The following is a 17,159-nucleotide window of genomic DNA, read 5'->3' on the forward strand; positions in this document are numbered from 1 at the left end:
AGGAGGAAACAGCAACATGGAAACAACAATTCAACAAGTACAAGAACAGTTGAAAATGAAAGGATATGGTCAATTCTCTGAGCTTACTACAAATGAAGAGGATGGAACAACGATTTTTACAGCGGCAGGAGATGAAAAAATCGTCTACGTAAAAATTTTCGAAAAAGATGCAGACTTATCATACGCTGTTCAGCAATCAGCGCTCAGCGAAGCGCAATATCATGAATCGGTTCCTGATTTTATTTGGGCCACAAACGGAGAGGTCAATTATTACGCCGATTGTATTGAAGCAATCCCCATTGCAGAAATTCCATCTATTGCGGATGTAACAAAAAAAGAAAAGAAACCGCTAACAAGACAAGAAAAGTGGTCATTGGATATTTATTCTGATTTGCAAAAACGCTTCGATGATTTGCATGAGCGTCTTTACGGCCCTGCTGGTGCCGATAATATTAGCTCAACGAACGAGGCGATTGATGAATTAAGCAAATTGTTGTTTATGGAAATTTTCCGTCTTTATCACCCCGAATATGTATTAAAAGAAGGAGAAAATGCCGGTTTAAAATTATACGACATTTTAAAATATGAGTATATAAAGAAGTATGGCGAAAAAGCAGTAAAACAAATTCAACATGCATTTAAAGAAATAAAAAATCACGAAGATTACGTAGCGATCAACGACAACGGTGAAAAATGCTACATTTTTCATGAAAATGAGTATTTAAAGTTAGAAAATCCAGCAAACTATGTTGCCGCATTTGAAGCGTTCCAAGAGCTCGGTGAGTTTGAAGATGAGAACGGAGTCCGAAAAAAAGCGACATTAAAAGACGTTACTGCCGATATTTTAGGACGTCTATACGATGTATTGCTGCGAGGAAAATATGATAGTAAAGTCGGGCAAGCAACGTATTTAACACCACGCCAAGTAACGGAAGCGATGGTCGAAATGGTGATGCATGATTTAACGACAAATCCAAAAGAAGCGGCTAAATTGTTAGAAACGGATGAAAAAGGAATTCCAACCTTCCGTGTGCTTGATCCGACTTGCGGTTCCGGAGGATTTTTAATTAAAGCGTATGAAGCAATTAAAAGATACTTTACGAGAGAATTTGCGGGTATTCAAAAAGAAAAAATAAGTAAACATTTAGATAAAATGAAAGAGCACAGCTTTGTCGGCGCCGATAAAACAAGGAGCATGATTGTAAAAGCGCGTTTGAATATGGCGATGCACGGATTGCCAAAAGCGCCGATTTTTTGGGTCAACGACTCATTAATGACCGATTCATTGCAACCTGAAACATTTGATGTGATCATCACAAACCCGCCGTTTGGTTCTGGTTCTGTATCGAATAAAACAGAAGAAGGTAGAGCCATTCTAGAACGTTACACATCTGGAATTGACGAAGATGGAAAACCGACGAAAAAAGGTTTATGCCTTGGAGCAAAGCCAAATAATAAAGGTGTTTGGAAGCAAGTTAATTCAACAGACCAAGCGGTGTTATTCATTGACCGAAATTTAGAGCTATTAAAACCGGGCGGTTATTTAATGATCGTCCTTCCAGACGGCATTTTAAGTAACTCAAGTTATAAACATGTGCGTGAATATTTAATGGGTAAGAAAAATGAAGTGACAGGCGAGTTTGAAGGCGGCCGCGCGATTGTGAAAGCGGTTGTTTCGTTACCGACAGTGACGTTCCAATTATCCGGCACAGGCGCAAAAACATCATTCCTCTATATTAAAAAGAAAGAACACGAAAATGAAAAACAAGGCTCGGTATTTATGGCGGTTGCCGAAGAAATCGGATTTGATGTGAAGAACAAAGTCGAAGTACAACTTGGTAACGACCGCAACGATTTATTAAAAATTGTTGAAACGTATAAAAAAGGGATGTGAAGCGATGTTAAAAGAAGTTCGTTATAAAAATTGGAAGAGCTTTGCCGATGCGACACTATATATTGATCCATTAACCATTTTAATCGGCACAAATGCAAGCGGAAAATCAAATGCGCTAGACGGTCTTGCTTTTTTAAATCGCGTAGTGCAAGGAAAAGACTTGCAAACGATTTTATCAGGAGACCCTGCCCTGCTTTTAGAAGCAAACATTCAAGCGATTCGCGGCGGTGTCGAATGGGCGTCCAGACGTCCTTTTACATCCTTTACATTGGAAGCTGTCATTGAGTATAACGAGGAAATTGACTATCACTATAGCATTGAAGTGAGTGCAACGTCAGATGTGGAAATTGTTTCTGAATCGCTAATCAAAGTAAACCGCAAAACAAGCAAAACAACGAATATATTCACAGCTACAGGAGAGGAAGGAAGCCCGAGTATCGAAGCGGCTGTTTATAACGGAAAAGGTCGGCCGAAACATAAACAATTAAAACGATCTTCCTCTCTCATTAGCCAATTAAAAACCCAAGAAACGCGCGAGGAAGTCGATGAAGCGATTCAGTTTGTTGTTAATACGTTAGAACGCATTTTCATTCTTGATCCTGCTCCCTCTTTAATGCGTGATTACAAGCCGTTTTCTAATCGTCTTGCAAGCAACGCTTCTAATGTGGCGGGAGTGCTGGCTGCACTGCCAGAAGAAGAAAAAAGTCATATTGAGTCGTTACTTTCAAAATATGTTTCCCGCCTTCCTGAAGGGGATTTACAGCGAGTATGGGCAGAGCCCGTTGGTCGCTTTCAGAAAGACGCAATGCTGTATTGTGAAGAACAGTGGCCAGGAAGCAGTGAAAAACTAATTGTTGATGCGCGTGGTATGTCAGATGGTACTCTTCGCTTTATCGGGATTTTGACGGCTTTGTTAACCCGACCAAAAAGAAGCCTAATTGTAATTGAGGAAATTGACAACGGTCTTCATCCATCACGTGCTGGGATTTTGCTAGAGATGTTAAACGAGATTGGCACGGAGCGGCAAATTGATATTTTAATGACGACACATAATCCGGCGTTGCTTGATGAACTAGGAATGGAAATGATCCCATTTATTATCGTCGCCCATCGCTCGGTCAAACATGGGGCAAGCGAACTGACGTTATTAGAAGATATTCAAGCGCTGCCGAAACTGCTTGCTGGCGGTTCGATCGGAAAGCTAGTAACAGAAGGGGAAATTGAAGAAACGCTTACACAGCAAGGAAGTGGGAAGCGATGAAAAGAAAAATTCTCGTCATTGATACATCGATTTTATGCTGCTGGCTGCAAGTCCCTGGCAAAGAAACGTGCGGAGCGCAAGGAAACAGGTGGGACTATAAACGTGTAAACGATTTGCTGATGGAAGAAGAGCGTCAAGGGGCAACGTTCGTTCTTCCACTCGCAACAATCATTGAAACCGGCAACCATATCGCCCAAGCGACAAAAGATCGCTATAAATGTGCTCAAGAGCTCGTTCGCATTATTCAAAAAGCATTAGATAAAGAGTCTCCTTGGGCGCAATTTTCTGAGCAGGCCGAATTGTGGACAGCCGGTGAATTGCATAAACTCATCGCGGAATGGCCAGATCAGGCGAACCAACGTTTATCGATAGGAGACGCTACCATCAAATCGGTTGCGGAATACTACGCCAAAATCAACGGCTGGGAAGTCGAAATTCTGACTGGCGATGAAGGATTAAAAGCATACGAACCGGCCAAACCAACAAGAACGCCGAGGAGAAGGAGATAATCTTTTCGAATTAGGCAGTAAGTTTTTAGAATAATAAAAAGGGGTTTTCAAATTGAAACACAAAATAATTTCAGAAGAACCAAGTATTGTTTGGTCTTCAGAGCTGACTACCTCTAGATTGGATGCCACATATTACAGCGCTAAGTTCATATATAATGAAAACAAACTTTCTAAAGCGAAAACCAAAAGTTTAAAAGAACTATTATTAAAAGGAAACTATGGAACATTACCAGACAGTGGTGATTATTTAGAAAATCAGAATAGCGTGAACGGAATCTATCTTATTAGAGGAACGGATTTAAGAGGCAATTTTATAGAAATTAATTCACTAGTAACGGTGCCAGCTAGTTACTTAACTGAAAAGGCTAAGGTAGAAAATGAAGACGTCTTATTACTAATAAAAGGTGTAACTTTAGATAAAGAGTGGTCCGTATCAATAGTCAATGGCTTAGATAAACCAGCGATTTTCAATGGTAGTATTTTTAGATGTAAGTTCAATAACGAAGTTGATCCATATTTTATGACTATATATATGAGTACAGATTATTTTTTGAAACAAAAAAATCGCGCAATTTCCAATACTGGAATTTATTATAATGACTTGGACATGATCCATTCTTTTAAAGTTATTTGTCCTGCTCCTGAGATTCAAAGTTATATCGGCAGCAAAGTCCGAAAAGCGGAAGAGTTACGGGAAGAAGCGAAGCGGTTGAAGGAAGAGGCTGAAAAATTGTTCAACGTTTATATAGATTTAAAAAATTATAATTCCAAATTTAAAGGTTTTAAAATACTAAATAAAAGCCCATTTGCAGTTTTAGTCTCTGCGGAAAATATAAATGAAAGATTAACTTCAAATTCATACAATGAACAATACTTATCAATCAATTCCCTAAAGTACGAAAAAGGATATTTATTTACCCAATTACAAGATATTGCGGAAATAAGTGCGATGATAGGGTGGAAAAATTTAACAACAAAAGATTATGTTAAAGATAATGGTGTTTATTTGTTAAGAGTGCAAGATATAAAAGATGGGTATATAAATATTTCTGAAGATACAGTTCAAGTTTCTAAGGAAAAAGTCGACGAACAGCCACAAATTCAGTTAAAAGTAGGAGATATTGTTTTTTCAAAAGATGGTTCGTTAGGATTTGCAGCAGTAGTGTCGGATAATATGTATAACATTCCAATATGCGCTGGTTCTACATTAGCACGTATAAGATTAAAAAAAGATATAAATCCTTATTACTTAAAATTGGTACTTAATTCAGAATTAATCAAGGTTCAGATTTCCTACTTTCTTTCTGGAATTGCACAACCTCATATAAACCAAGAATATATAAAACAACTTGAGATACCTTTACTAAAAAAAGATATTGAATTAGAAATCGGGCAGAAGGTACAGAAATATGAAATTAACATACTGAAAAGTAAAAAACTTATTCAGGAAGCCAAACAAGACGTCGAAGACCTGATCGAAGGCAAGTTCGATGAATCGAAAATTTCTGAAGGAGTGTAAGGGCACTCCTTCTTTTCTAGGGGGTGAATGCGTTGGAGTTGAAAAGGTTACATAGTCATTTAGAGAAGCTGTATCACTATGGTGAAACGGTTTATGTTGCCGAGCTTGAGTCGTTTGTGGCGAAAGGTCTTTTATATACACGCGGGAAGAAGGCTGTGATTACGAACAATTGGATTTCATTTGTAAAGCGATTTTCGAATCAAACTGATTTTCTTCATACATTGTTTTGCTTTGATGAAGCATATCAGCAATACTTGTTGAAAACTTCCTTATTAACGGTATTAAAAATGCGTGAAGCGAAGGATATTGACGGCATTGTGGATTTCGTTCATAAAATGCCAAAGTTTGCGGGAGAAATCGTAAAAATGTTAGATGAGTTAAAACATGGTGAGCGGTACGAAACGGAAGGTTTAGAGCAGCGTGTTAAGGAAATCGAGCCGCTTTTCCGCGAACGTAATCATCTTCTTTTCAACGGAGCGCCATACTATCAACGCATCATTTATTATTTGAATCATGTCCAACAATACGAACAAGAAGCGGTTGGACAAGACGAACCGCTCGGCAAAAAAATTGATGAACAATGGATAAAAGGTCGAAAGATCGCTGCTAACTTGCAGTTATCACCGTTAAAGGATCAGCCTCTTGCGGTATTAGCCCCGCATGAACCAAACATCGTTTTAAAAAATCCATTATTTAAACATATTTTTACCCACCCTTGGAACTTATTGATTTTCCTTTGCTGCGTTGTCCGCGAACAAACGGAGGCGCAAGGGATGACGACCATTCGGTTTCATGCGGTAAACGACGAAGTTGACGTTATTTTAATGTCGTCAAAAAAACAAGAATATCGGTACGGAACGATCAATGATTTCGTTTTAGAGTTTTGTAAAGTGAGCAACTATCAACTATTCCCAAGCGAAATCGCACGTTTAGAAACAATATTCCATCATTTGCATAATCGCGGTTTTTTAACGATTGTCGATGAAGAATATCGCATTCCGAGCCATATTGAAGATGAGTTATACAATACAAGTTTGTTTATTTCGCTGATGGCAGGCAGTAAACAACTCCGCCAGCGGATCGAACAGTGGATTGATGAATTGAGGGACAGAGGATGAAGCAAATCAAACTATCGATTGAGCGATTTTGGATTGAGCCGGGAAATTTTGAGCGATGGTGTGAGTTGTTATCGCGCATTCCCGAAAAGACCGAAGCGCGCTCGATCAAGGAAATCGCAAAATTATATTTAGGAAAAGATGTGGAAGAAAAAGATAAAAAGTTAGACCGTTCCAAAGAATTATTTGGACTACATGGTTATGAATACGCAAAACATTCGCGGAATTTTGAAATTAAAGGTGTCTATTTCCTAACAAGAGCAGATGATGGATATTTGATTCGTACAGAGGAAGCAAATGAACTTGTAGCTGCGTACGAACAACAACACGGATGGGAGTTGTTGCTTGCAAAACAACTGTTGCGATACTCGCCAAGAACGCGAGTCATTATGCACATGTTGTTAAATGACGGTTATTTTGAAACAAACAGTCAGTCGCTCGAACAACTAAGTAAATGGTCACTCTGCTTTGACGGTACTATATATCATCCGTTTTCACGAAATCCCAATTTGAATGATATGAACCGGCTTCTTCACGAGTTTAAGAATGAAGCATTAGGAAAAGATTGGCGTAACATTCTTGCTCAAGAAGAAATTGAATTAGATGAAGAGTGGATGTTTGTAGGTTCAAACGGTAAAGAGCCGGCGAAAACAAATATTTCTTCGTTTATGCGGGCACCGATGCAATTATTTGCATATTTAGATTGGTTTATCGAAGCTGATGTCGGAATCATCATTTTAAATAAAGAAAAGGTGTTGGAACATATCGGTTCACGTTCTTTATTTTCATTTACGAACGTTCAGAGTATATCAGAAATCGAATGGTTAAAGAAAAAAGTGGGCGAAGAGCAGGATGATCGCGGTTTTGTTGCGATTGAACCGTTACTTCGTAAGCTGATGGAGCGTTTTTATCCAACATGGGAACAAGGGCTTGCGCGCTTTGTTGATTATTATATGACAAAAAGTATTCGTGAAGGTTTGTTTTATATTGCTGATTATGAATCAGGCCAACCAAGACATGGAAGGGGTTATTTAGGTAAACGAGAATACCAATTGTTAAAACTTGAATTTCAACGATAAAGGGGTTGAAAAAATGAGCAAATCTGTCTGGTTAAAAGATGGGGTTTCCACATTTCCGGTTCAGCAGCCAATGGTCGGTCAGCGTGAATTTTATGAGGCGTTTAAAGAGTATTTACAAGATTTAAAGTCAGCGCCAATGGCACGAGTTTTTACATTGATTGCTAAATGGGGGATTGGTAAATCGCGTATTGCTTATGAATTAGTGAGCGAAGCGCTTGGAATTAATAAAGGATGGACAATTCGTGACCAATCAGGTCAATTGCAAAAAGTCCGGTTATTAAAGCCAGATTTCGCTGATGGCATTTTACCGATTTATATCCGCTATGAACAAATGCATGAGGACCTTCTTTATGGGGAGAACTGGGTCGGTTATGGAGCGTATGTAGCGTTAGCAAAATTAGCGGAACAACAACATGCCCGCACGATTCAAGGTTCGATTGTGAAACATATTCAAGACCATTTTCTCCCTCTTGGTTTTTCACCGGCAAAATTGGCAGAGGCAATTGAGTTAGGACAACATGAAACCGATGATTTGCTGCAGCATCTTGATCAGCTTGATCAACTTGTGCAAAATGGTTTAGCTTACTTAAAATCGTTTGGCATCGAACATTTAATGGTGATTGTCGATGAAGTGGAATCCGAATACGAATTATTTATGGATGGGATTCAAGAACAAAGTGAAGAGCGGAAAAAGAAACTAGACGGTGATGCGATTAAAGTGATCACATCAGCGATTAAACATGAAGATAGCCGCACCCGGCATCCAAATGTTTCTTTCTTGTTGCTTTGTTCTCCAGCGATTGGCGATCAAATTAAAGCACTCGAGGCACTTGCCCGTCGTTTAGATAAATTAGAAATCAATCAAAACTCCTATGCAGATATTAGCGATTATATCGCATCGTTACAACAAAGTGGGAAATTGCGTGAATATCCTGCTGGGCTTGTTGAAGCAGCTTACACGATTGCCGCGGGAAACTTTGGTTGGCTAAATGTAATTATGGCTCATTGTGATCAATATCTTGAGCAGCATCCAGACAAGGAAACAGGTGAAATTTTACAAGACTTAGCTTATTCAGTGCCGCGTTTTAAAGAAAGTTTAATCGACCATTCCCAGCTAGATTACATTGATACAAGACAAGTGCATATTCCGTTTGTGAAAAAAGCATTATTACGGCAGCTGCCATATTCGAAAGATAGCTATAGTTCCGAAGAACAACAAATTTTATTATCAGCGAAACATATTGAAGGCATACCATTATTTAAAGAGTTTGTCGCTTTGCCGCTTGCGAAAAATGATTTAGGTTTTTATCTTGTGCAAAACAAATATAAAGCTGAATCCGATCATTTATTCGTGAATGAAACGACAGGTGAATCATTTAGTTTAGATGTCCTCTTGCGCAGTCTTGAAACGTTCTCAATTAATGCACCTAAAGGTTCTTTTATTGTCGGAAAAGAACGGGAAACGTTTTTAGCGCAAGTACGCATGCTTTATCCGAAAGACGAAGTCGTTGAAGCAGCGGAGCTTTTATATACGTATCTTGAGCAACGAATGAAAACAGAGCAATTCGAAACATATATTGGTCCAAACTTTGCGTTCCTTGAGCGGTTAAATCGTCGCTATGCCGTCAAAACAGGTATTGCGAACTATTTATTAAATGAAGAAAAAGATCAACAGCTTCAACAACATTTAAACGAATTGGCGAAACAATATGATAAAGATGGAGAAATTCAACGTCTTCTTCTTGGTTTTGCAAGAGCCATTGAGCAAGACTATCCAGACGTGCAAATAATTCAAGTAAAAGGAAATAAATGTGGGCTCCGTATAAAAGTAACGAATCATCTATATTTAGGGGTTCATCCGAAAAAAATTGTCGACATTATTTGGGCTAGCAAACTAGTTTCCTTGCACGATCTTGTTGACAGCAAATTACTAGATAGCGGAAATCATCCGATGATCATTTTAGCACCGACCGCTGATGCGGAAACAGAAATCGATGATATAAAACGAAAGTATGAGCGGCTCGGCCGTTGCTTGCTCTTTTTCCAAGTGACGAATTTGCAGAAGAAAGTATTAGAAGCGTTATCGGTTGAGCGTGAGATGATGGATATCCGCAAGTCAGCCCATCAATTAGCGCAGCCATTCCGCGCAAAAATTCGTGCCATTACAGATGAAATTACAAGAATCGCACGAACTTGGTTTGAATGGGTCGATAAAACAGGCTATGTGTTACGCCCAATTGTTTTTACAAAATCAGAAGAAGACTATCTTCCGGTATTAGCGGAAGGATATGCGAAAATGATTATTCACGATGCAACAATTGCTGAACTAGGGGCAAAACAAGGCGTAAAATTTATAGACAGCGAAGATTTTACTCACTTTCAACATGCTTTAAAAGCGACGAAAGTTCCGGCTAAATTAGATAAGGACGGTTATCGAGGTACAGGTTTATTTATTCAAAATCACGAAAATGATCAATATGAAGTGCAAATTCCAAGTACGTTTGCCTCTTTAATGTCGTTTATTGGCCATCGTCGTGTAACATATAAAGAGATTGAAGATGCGTTTTTCTTTAGCTCTGTGGATGCCATTAAACCGCCAAAAATCGTTGAACAATGGATGACGTTCTTGCAAGCGTTAAAAGTCGTACGAATCGACAACAATGCTCATGTTGAAAATGTCACGTCACATACGTTAGAAGCAAAGCGGGATAAAATTAAACAGTGGTATGAGAAAGAATATGATAAACTCGTCGACGAGTTTAAAGAAACGTTTGACCAAGCTCGCATCGAGCTATTGAAGCGATATAAGCGCCACGGAGACTTAGAGAAAATTGACGAAGCATTGCGTAACATCGATTTAAAACTATTGCAAGTTCATACAAACAACCATCTCGCTATTTGGAAAGAGCAATTAATTTATTTGCAACAATTTCATGATGAATGTAATTTCATCTTTGATGAAGAAAAATGGAATACGCTTCAACCAAACGAGCGTAACTTTGCGAACCTCACCTTTGACCGGAATGATATGCCAATTTGGCAAAAGCTGAAGCTTGTGCAACAGTTCCATGAGTATGTATCAACGATTCAAAAGGATATTCTCGCAAAAATTCAAGAAAAAGTAGAGGAAATGAAAAACGCCAACGAGTATAAAGGTTACTATATACCAATTTCACCGTTTACGTACGTACTTGAATTATATAAAAACGAAATTGAAAATGCGATGAACCATGTGAAATCTTCACAACTACGAACAATGGTATCCAATAAAGAAACACTTGCGCATCATTTATCATTAGGGAATTATAAAGAAGCGATCGACCGTTTAAACATCATTATTTCGCAAATCGGTCTAAAAAAAGTGGAGCATACAAGGGTGGATTGGAAAGAAAGAAGTGGTATCGTCGGTCGTTATTACGATTTGAAAGATAAATTTGTGCAAATGGTAGACCTTTTTGTAGAATCGAAACCGAAAGTTGAGAAATGGATTGCTTATTATGAAAATAGTGATGCCGATGTGAAAAGTGAGATAGGGATTGTTGAGCTTTCCACACTATTTGACAAGTTAACCGTATTTTTAGAATCTGGTTTCGAAGAAGCGGTTGACGATATTTGTATCGCAAAGAAAGAAAATGCGATGACACTTATTGATGAAACGGAAAAGTTGTTGCAAGAACGAAAAAACGATATGACGGATTTAATCGCCCAAGTAACAAAAGTGGAAAATACAACAAAGAAAAAGCGAAATCAATATTTCGATGAGCTATTAATTGATGCGGTGAACCGCTTGTTCCGTCTGCAGCATCAACCGTTTTATCAAGCAGACTTAAGTGCACCGATTCAAGAAGCAACTTATAAAGAAACAATAGATAAAGTACAGATGGAAATGAAACAATTAGAAGCATATGCCCATCAGTTTTTTGCGGACCATGCCAAATTTGTGCAATTTGAGTTTTATAAAGAAGTGGTTGACCGCAAAGGAGAGTTAGACTGGACTAATTACCAAAAAGAAAAAGAAGAGCTTGAGCAAATCGGATTGATTCGGACAAAAGTGGAGGTTCTCTAATAATGTCGAGTCTACAAATTTTAAAACCATTTGCAAGACGGACAGAGTATAAAATGCTGCGTGAATGGTTTGATGTCGAAGAGAAAGATATCGGAGAGTTACGGTCAGGTATTTGTGTTATTCCAGCTATCATTCTTTTAAAAATGTCAGAAAGCGATCGTTCGCGCCTTATTCAATGGACAAAAGAGTGGGGAAACCAATTAATGGTTTTCCCACCATATCTTAATTTGGATATTTCATCATTATTACAACTGAATCACTCGATTTCCATTAAAGAAATGAATGAATGCATGTATGAAGGAGTTCCGGTTCGTGAAGAAATCGTGACTAATTTAACTCCGAAAATCCAATTACCGACAAAACAAACGGTTGCCGTTGACTTTTATTACGATACAAGTAGCGGATGCATTACGATCACAACATTGCCGCTTCTTGATTACCGGCTGCTTGAGCAACGTAAAATATGTCAACGTCTATTTCAATCGTTAATGCATAGCAATGAAAGAGATACAAAAGATGAAATTAGGGAAGAACAACAAATAATTTTTAAGCCCGTTCATCAATATTTACTTCTTCTCTCAGCAGCCGACGTCATAGAACGAAAACAGCTCGTTCCATTAATTCAAAAGTTTTTCTATTTAGAAGTACGCGAAAATGATGTGAAAAGTGCTTTTGCTGAGCTTGAAAATTTACATTATATCCATTCAGACGGAACTATCACTGAGAAAGGGCAACAGTATATTATGGAAAATGGTTATTGGGCATTTGTAAGAGAAATCATAAAGCGGAGGAACGATAATGGAGAATGGTAAAACGAAACGGGATACCGCGATTGCCAATAGTTTAGTAGCAAAAATCCAGTTAGGGTTGCCAAGTACAGTTACAAAATTAAGCGCGAAAATGCGTTTTATTGATCATATTGCACCAACCCTTCGCAACAGCGGTGTCATTCGTCCGATTGAAAAAAAATCGCCACTAACGATTCGGGTATCGGGGATTGCAACAGCAAACAAAACGATATCGGCATTTGGTGGTATTCTATACAGCGCTGGTGCCGTTCGTCAAGATTTATACATAGAGGAAGGCTCTGTGTACGAAACATTTCAAGATAGTCTCGTTGACATTGACGAAGCGGATGATATTGATATTAACCATAAATTAAAATTTATTCATATCATGCAAGTTTACGATTTGTTAGAAGAGATGTTGTTAGAAGCCCATAAGCCGGAATTGGTGATTGTCGACACTCCGTTAATGTTAGAACGGGCTGATGCGCCAATGGATACACATGGCCAATTATATATTGACTATCAAAACTGTGTAGAAAGAATCAAAAATTTTTGGGAGACATATCAACATTTTATTTTTCCGTTTAATCGAAACGGTATTCGGCTTGTTTCAGTGAGTACGAAACGTTTCGGTTCTATCTTCTACGGTCTCTTTTCTGAAAATAAAAATAAAGAGATGTATATTGTAGATGAAGTGAGTTTTAACGATATCGAGCAAAACAATGAATCGTTATACAAAATTAAAAAGGTTGGCGTAAAAAAACTGTTGCACGGTGTTTTAACTCGAAGAACGCGCACGGCTGCCTATCAATACGATTTATTAGTCCAAACCAATCAGTTAGAGCCTAAAGAAATGAGAAATCTAGGGATTATCAATTTTCATTTCCGGGCAGGGATGCATACACAACCTTTATTAGTAGAGATAATGGGAAACGCTCAAGAATGGGATTCTCAAAGTTTAGATGAGCTTACATCCTATCTCGTTTCGCTTTATACGCTCGACCAACCAAAGGCACTCCCGTTGCCGCTTTGGTATGCCGAGTACGCGCTAAAACCAATTCGAAATGGTGCTATTATTCATTATTTTAAAACACAGGCACGCGAAATGATCAAAAAGGAAGAAGTAGAAAATGTTTGGATCGAGGAAGTAGACTTTTTCGGGGAGGATGAATAATGAGTCAAGAAAAATATATCGGTAAACTGATTGGGAATACTGGAAACCCGAATGATTTAAAAATGGTGCTTCAAGATAGCTTTTCCGCACGCCGTGGCGAGTTTGTGAAAATTTTACATCAAGAACGTCCGGATGAACAACCGACATATGTGCTTGGGCGGATTACCTCTATTTCTCGCAGTAATATTTTATATAACAGCGATCTTGGAGAAGGATTGAATTCGATCGAATTATTACCCGGAACACAAATGACTGGAGAGACATTATTTGCTTCCATTGATCTTGTCGGTTACAAGGAGCCAGCCACAGGACAAATTCGCATTCCGCGTCGACCGTTAGATCCGGGAAGTAAAGTATATGGTGTTGATTATGAATTTCTTTCCAAGTTTTATCAATTTGATGAAAATAAAAGCATTGCGATTGGCAACTTAATCGGTTATGAACGTGGGGAAAATATTGTTCCTGTTTACTTGGACGTCAATAAATTAGTGACAGAACATTTAGCGGTTTTAGCGATGACTGGTTCAGGAAAGTCTTATACGGTCGGTCGTATCATCGAACGACTAGTGGCGCAGATGAATGGAACCGTTGTTGTATTTGATACGCACGGTGAGTATGGAAAGGCATTTGAAAAAGGGAATATCCATTTCAATACGAACCTTGATCATATTGAAGATGAAAAAGATCGGGAAAGCATTTTATTTATTCAAGAACGTTTTCGCACTTTACAAGCGGTAGGAGGCGGTATTCATGTATATACGCCGCAAATAGAAGAGTTTGATTACAAATATGCTGGAAAAAATAAGCACCTCGCCTTGCAATTTGACCGTTTTGAAATGGACGATTTCGAAGAGATTTTGCCTGGCTTAACCGAACCGCAGCAACGGGTACTCGATGTAGCGATTCGTTATTGGAAATATAAATATCCACATCCGCCTCGCGATATTAAAGATTTACGTGAGTTGCTTTCAGGTGATTTAGAAGAATTGCGGGGGTGGGATGAAATAACGGAAGCAGAAGCAAGAGCTTTAAGCGGCAGAAGTGCAGCGGTCGCTTCGATGAAGCTGAATCGCGTCATAAACGAAGCGCGAAGCTTTTACACAAAAGCGATTGGTGAACCGACGGATATTTATAAATTAATTGGAGAAATGAACGAAAAATATGGTCGATTAATCATTATTGATTTGCAAGGATTGTCAGACGATGCAAAGCAAATTGTCACGGCGCTTGTATCTAGTGAAATTATGCGTGCAGCGGCAGATAAACAACGCCCGATTCGTCCTTGCTTCCTTGTATATGAAGAAGGTCATAACTACGCTCCAGCAGGCACACCAACGATTTCGAAAAAAATTATTAAAAAAATTGCCGCAGAAGGCCGTAAATTCGGGGTAGGTTTTGCCATCGTTTCACAACGTCCTTCTAAATTGGATGCAGATGTCACATCGCAATGCAACACGATTATTACTATGCGTCTAAAAAATCCGGATGATCAGCGTTTCATTACGAAAACATCCGATATGTTAACGAAAGCAGACATTGACGAACTTCCATCTTTATCTACAGGGGAAGCATTAATAACGGGACGCTCGATTCCAGCTCCACTATTAGTGAAAGTTGGAACAAAAGCGTTGGTTCATGGTGGTCAATCGCCGGAAGTTGTCAAAGAATGGGGCGTATTCGGTGGATAAAGAGCAATTAAAGGCAATGATTATTGAAGAGTTTAAGAATGGAAAAATTCGCGATTCACTTTTTCCCATGCTTTCTGTTCATGGGATTCGTGATTATTCGGAAACCGTTCATTCAGCAGGACTGAATTATATTACGGAAATCGGTAGACATATTCAAGGAGTAACAGCTTTATCTGAATGCCCTGTTTATCCAATTAACCAACAATATGGTCATAGCATTACTCGAGAAGTTCGGCCGGATTCTGTATGGTATCGTCAACAAGACGTAAAGCCAATTCTTGTTTCAGAGTTTGAACGATTTGAAAATTCAAAGGGCAAGCATGATAAACTAAGAGAGAAGATTGAAAATTTGTTATTAGCATATCATCAACTTGGTAGCGATTTACCATTGATTCTTTTTGTCTACTGGTCTTACAGCGGGGCTATTCCGAAAAATATCGATAAATACATTAGCATTTTTGATGAAGGGTTCACGTTACCGAACGGTCGCTTTATTCCAGGAATTAATTCGTTCGTTACTGATTATCTCGTTTTTCAAGCTGTGGCCAGCGGAACGAAAGAAAATCTCACCATAAATGAATGGATTCAAGTGAGGTAACAGTCATGGTTCGTAAGCGTTATTCGATTCAACTAAAAAAGGGTATGAATATCGGAGATAAATATATTTTGCAAGAAATGATAGGCGAAGGGTCATACGGATATGTATGGAAAGCCCTTCGCTGTAAAGATGAAGAAATTGTAGCGTTAAAAATACCGAAAAGCCAGGAACGTGGTGATGCAGCATTAGTGGAAGGAGAACGTTTTATTGGCGTTTCCCATGAAAATATTATCAATATTTATTGGATGGGCAGAGTAGACGGTTATTTTGTCATCGAGATGGAACTGTTTGACGGAAAGCCTCTCTCACAAGAGTTAAGTGAAGAGGGAATTAACCATCCACGCACATTTCAAAAAATGTTTGATATTTTTGATCAGGTACTAAATGGCGTTGAATTTATGCACTCTCTACGCATAGCACACGGAGATATTAAACCTGACAATATTTTAATAAATGAAGCTACTGTAAAATTAACAGATTTCGGAACAAGTCGATTGATTGAAGATATTTTTGTAAAAACAATTGATGGTGCAGGAACATTTGCTTATATCGCTCCTGAAGTTCTCCATTCACAGACGCGATATTTAAATTCTGACATTTATTCTTTAGGGGTTTTATTATATCAATTGTTAACAGGAAAAACCCCGCATGACACATATTTTAACGTGATTCATAATGTTCCTTTTCCAAAACCAAGAGAATTAAACGATAGTATTACACCTTCGATGGAAAAGGTAATCATGAAGGCGTTGGAGAGAAATCCGGAAATACGATATCAGTCGGTTACAGATTTCCGCGCGGAATTTAAAAAAGCGGTAGACGAACATTTTAAACAGCAGCAAGGTGAAAAATTTATTCCTCGTGCAACATTAGCCAACAAACAAGATCCGTTAGAATTGGCCATATTGAATTGTAAATTAAAGAAATTTACATTAGCAGAAAAAATTTTAGTTACAGAAATAACAAACGGGAGTACGGTTCCGGAAGTTGTTTTGCAGCTGGCATATGTATATTATAAAACAGGACGTTTATTCGAATCGTTGCGGAAAATTGAAGAGATTGAAAGAACAACGATTGAAGACACACGCCAAGAAAGCTTTACAACAGCCGTAAAAAGTTTAAAAGCAAAAATTTTCTTAGCAATGAAGAAATACGAGGAAGCGCTGCATTTATATGAAGAATTGCATCAAAAAGAACCAAAAAATTTAGATTATCGTTATAAATTGGCAGTGTGTTATGGAGTGTGTGGACAAGGAGAGAAAACGATTCAACTTCTAGAGCAACTCAATCAAGAGACACCAGGGATTTGGGTGGTTGTCAAAAAACTCGGTCAGGCATACGAACAAAAAAAGGACTACGAGCGGGCAAGAGCTTATTTCAAATATGCTTTAAAACTTCGGCCTGATGACGAGTATGTAAAGCAGAGGTTAACAGCTTATGATTATTATTTGTAATCTCATGGAGCTTG

General features: G+C 38.4%; 12 protein-coding genes. All 12 read left to right on the top strand.

Going from position 1 to position 17,159, the window contains the following annotated elements; genetic code table 11:
* Positions 1 to 16: 16 nt before the first annotated feature.
* Genes GFC30_RS09925 through GFC30_RS09980 form a run of 12 tightly spaced genes read left to right on the top strand, consistent with a single transcriptional unit; the run spans position 17 to position 17,145 of the window.
* Positions 17 to 1,894 (top strand): HsdM family class I SAM-dependent methyltransferase, encoded by a 1,878-nt coding sequence (locus GFC30_RS09925; protein ID WP_202967977.1) that lies wholly within the window; start codon positions 17 to 19, stop codon positions 1,892 to 1,894.
* Between the two features lie 4 nt (positions 1,895 to 1,898).
* Positions 1,899 to 3,155, top strand: coding sequence for an AAA family ATPase (locus GFC30_RS09930; RefSeq protein ID WP_066324924.1), 1,257 nt, complete (start codon positions 1,899 to 1,901; stop codon positions 3,153 to 3,155).
* Complete coding sequence (locus GFC30_RS09935; protein WP_066324928.1) at positions 3,152 to 3,664, top strand: hypothetical protein; 513 nt, start codon at positions 3,152 to 3,154, stop codon at positions 3,662 to 3,664. The genes GFC30_RS09930 and GFC30_RS09935 overlap by 4 nt, the downstream gene beginning before the upstream one ends.
* Before the next feature lie 52 nt (positions 3,665 to 3,716).
* On the top strand, positions 3,717 to 5,183 hold the full coding sequence (locus GFC30_RS09940) for a restriction endonuclease subunit S (RefSeq protein ID WP_066324931.1): 1,467 nt from the start codon (positions 3,717 to 3,719) through the stop codon (positions 5,181 to 5,183).
* Between the two features lie 32 nt (positions 5,184 to 5,215).
* On the top strand, positions 5,216 to 6,301 hold the full coding sequence (locus GFC30_RS09945) for a hypothetical protein (RefSeq protein WP_148660377.1): 1,086 nt from the start codon (positions 5,216 to 5,218) through the stop codon (positions 6,299 to 6,301).
* The gene (locus tag GFC30_RS09950; protein ID WP_066324935.1) at positions 6,298 to 7,377 is read left to right on the top strand and encodes a hypothetical protein; all 1,080 of its coding nucleotides are present in this window, start codon (positions 6,298 to 6,300) and stop codon (positions 7,375 to 7,377) included. Before GFC30_RS09945 ends, GFC30_RS09950 begins: the two co-directional genes overlap by 4 nt.
* 13 nt (positions 7,378 to 7,390) lie before the next feature.
* Entirely contained in the window at positions 7,391 to 11,443 is a 4,053-nt protein-coding gene (locus tag GFC30_RS09955; protein ID WP_066324938.1) for a hypothetical protein, read from the top strand.
* A gap of 2 nt (positions 11,444 to 11,445) precedes the next feature.
* Positions 11,446 to 12,255, top strand: a complete 810-nt coding sequence (locus tag GFC30_RS09960) for a hypothetical protein (RefSeq protein ID WP_066324940.1) — start codon at positions 11,446 to 11,448, stop codon at positions 12,253 to 12,255.
* Complete coding sequence (locus GFC30_RS09965) at positions 12,242 to 13,405, top strand: hypothetical protein (RefSeq protein ID WP_066324942.1); 1,164 nt, start codon at positions 12,242 to 12,244, stop codon at positions 13,403 to 13,405. Before GFC30_RS09960 ends, GFC30_RS09965 begins: the two co-directional genes overlap by 14 nt.
* Positions 13,405 to 15,093 (top strand): helicase HerA domain-containing protein, encoded by a 1,689-nt coding sequence (locus GFC30_RS09970; RefSeq protein WP_066324944.1) that lies wholly within the window; start codon positions 13,405 to 13,407, stop codon positions 15,091 to 15,093. The genes GFC30_RS09965 and GFC30_RS09970 overlap by 1 nt, the downstream gene beginning before the upstream one ends.
* On the top strand, positions 15,086 to 15,691 hold the full coding sequence (locus GFC30_RS09975; RefSeq protein WP_066324945.1) for a hypothetical protein: 606 nt from the start codon (positions 15,086 to 15,088) through the stop codon (positions 15,689 to 15,691). Before GFC30_RS09970 ends, GFC30_RS09975 begins: the two co-directional genes overlap by 8 nt.
* A gap of 5 nt (positions 15,692 to 15,696) precedes the next feature.
* Entirely contained in the window at positions 15,697 to 17,145 is a 1,449-nt protein-coding gene (locus GFC30_RS09980) for a serine/threonine-protein kinase (protein WP_066324946.1), read from the top strand.
* Positions 17,146 to 17,159: the final 14 nt, after the last annotated feature.

The sequence above is a fragment of the Anoxybacillus amylolyticus genome (genome assembly GCF_001634285.1).
GTDB lineage: Bacteria > Bacillota > Bacilli > Bacillales > Anoxybacillaceae > Anoxybacteroides > Anoxybacteroides amylolyticum.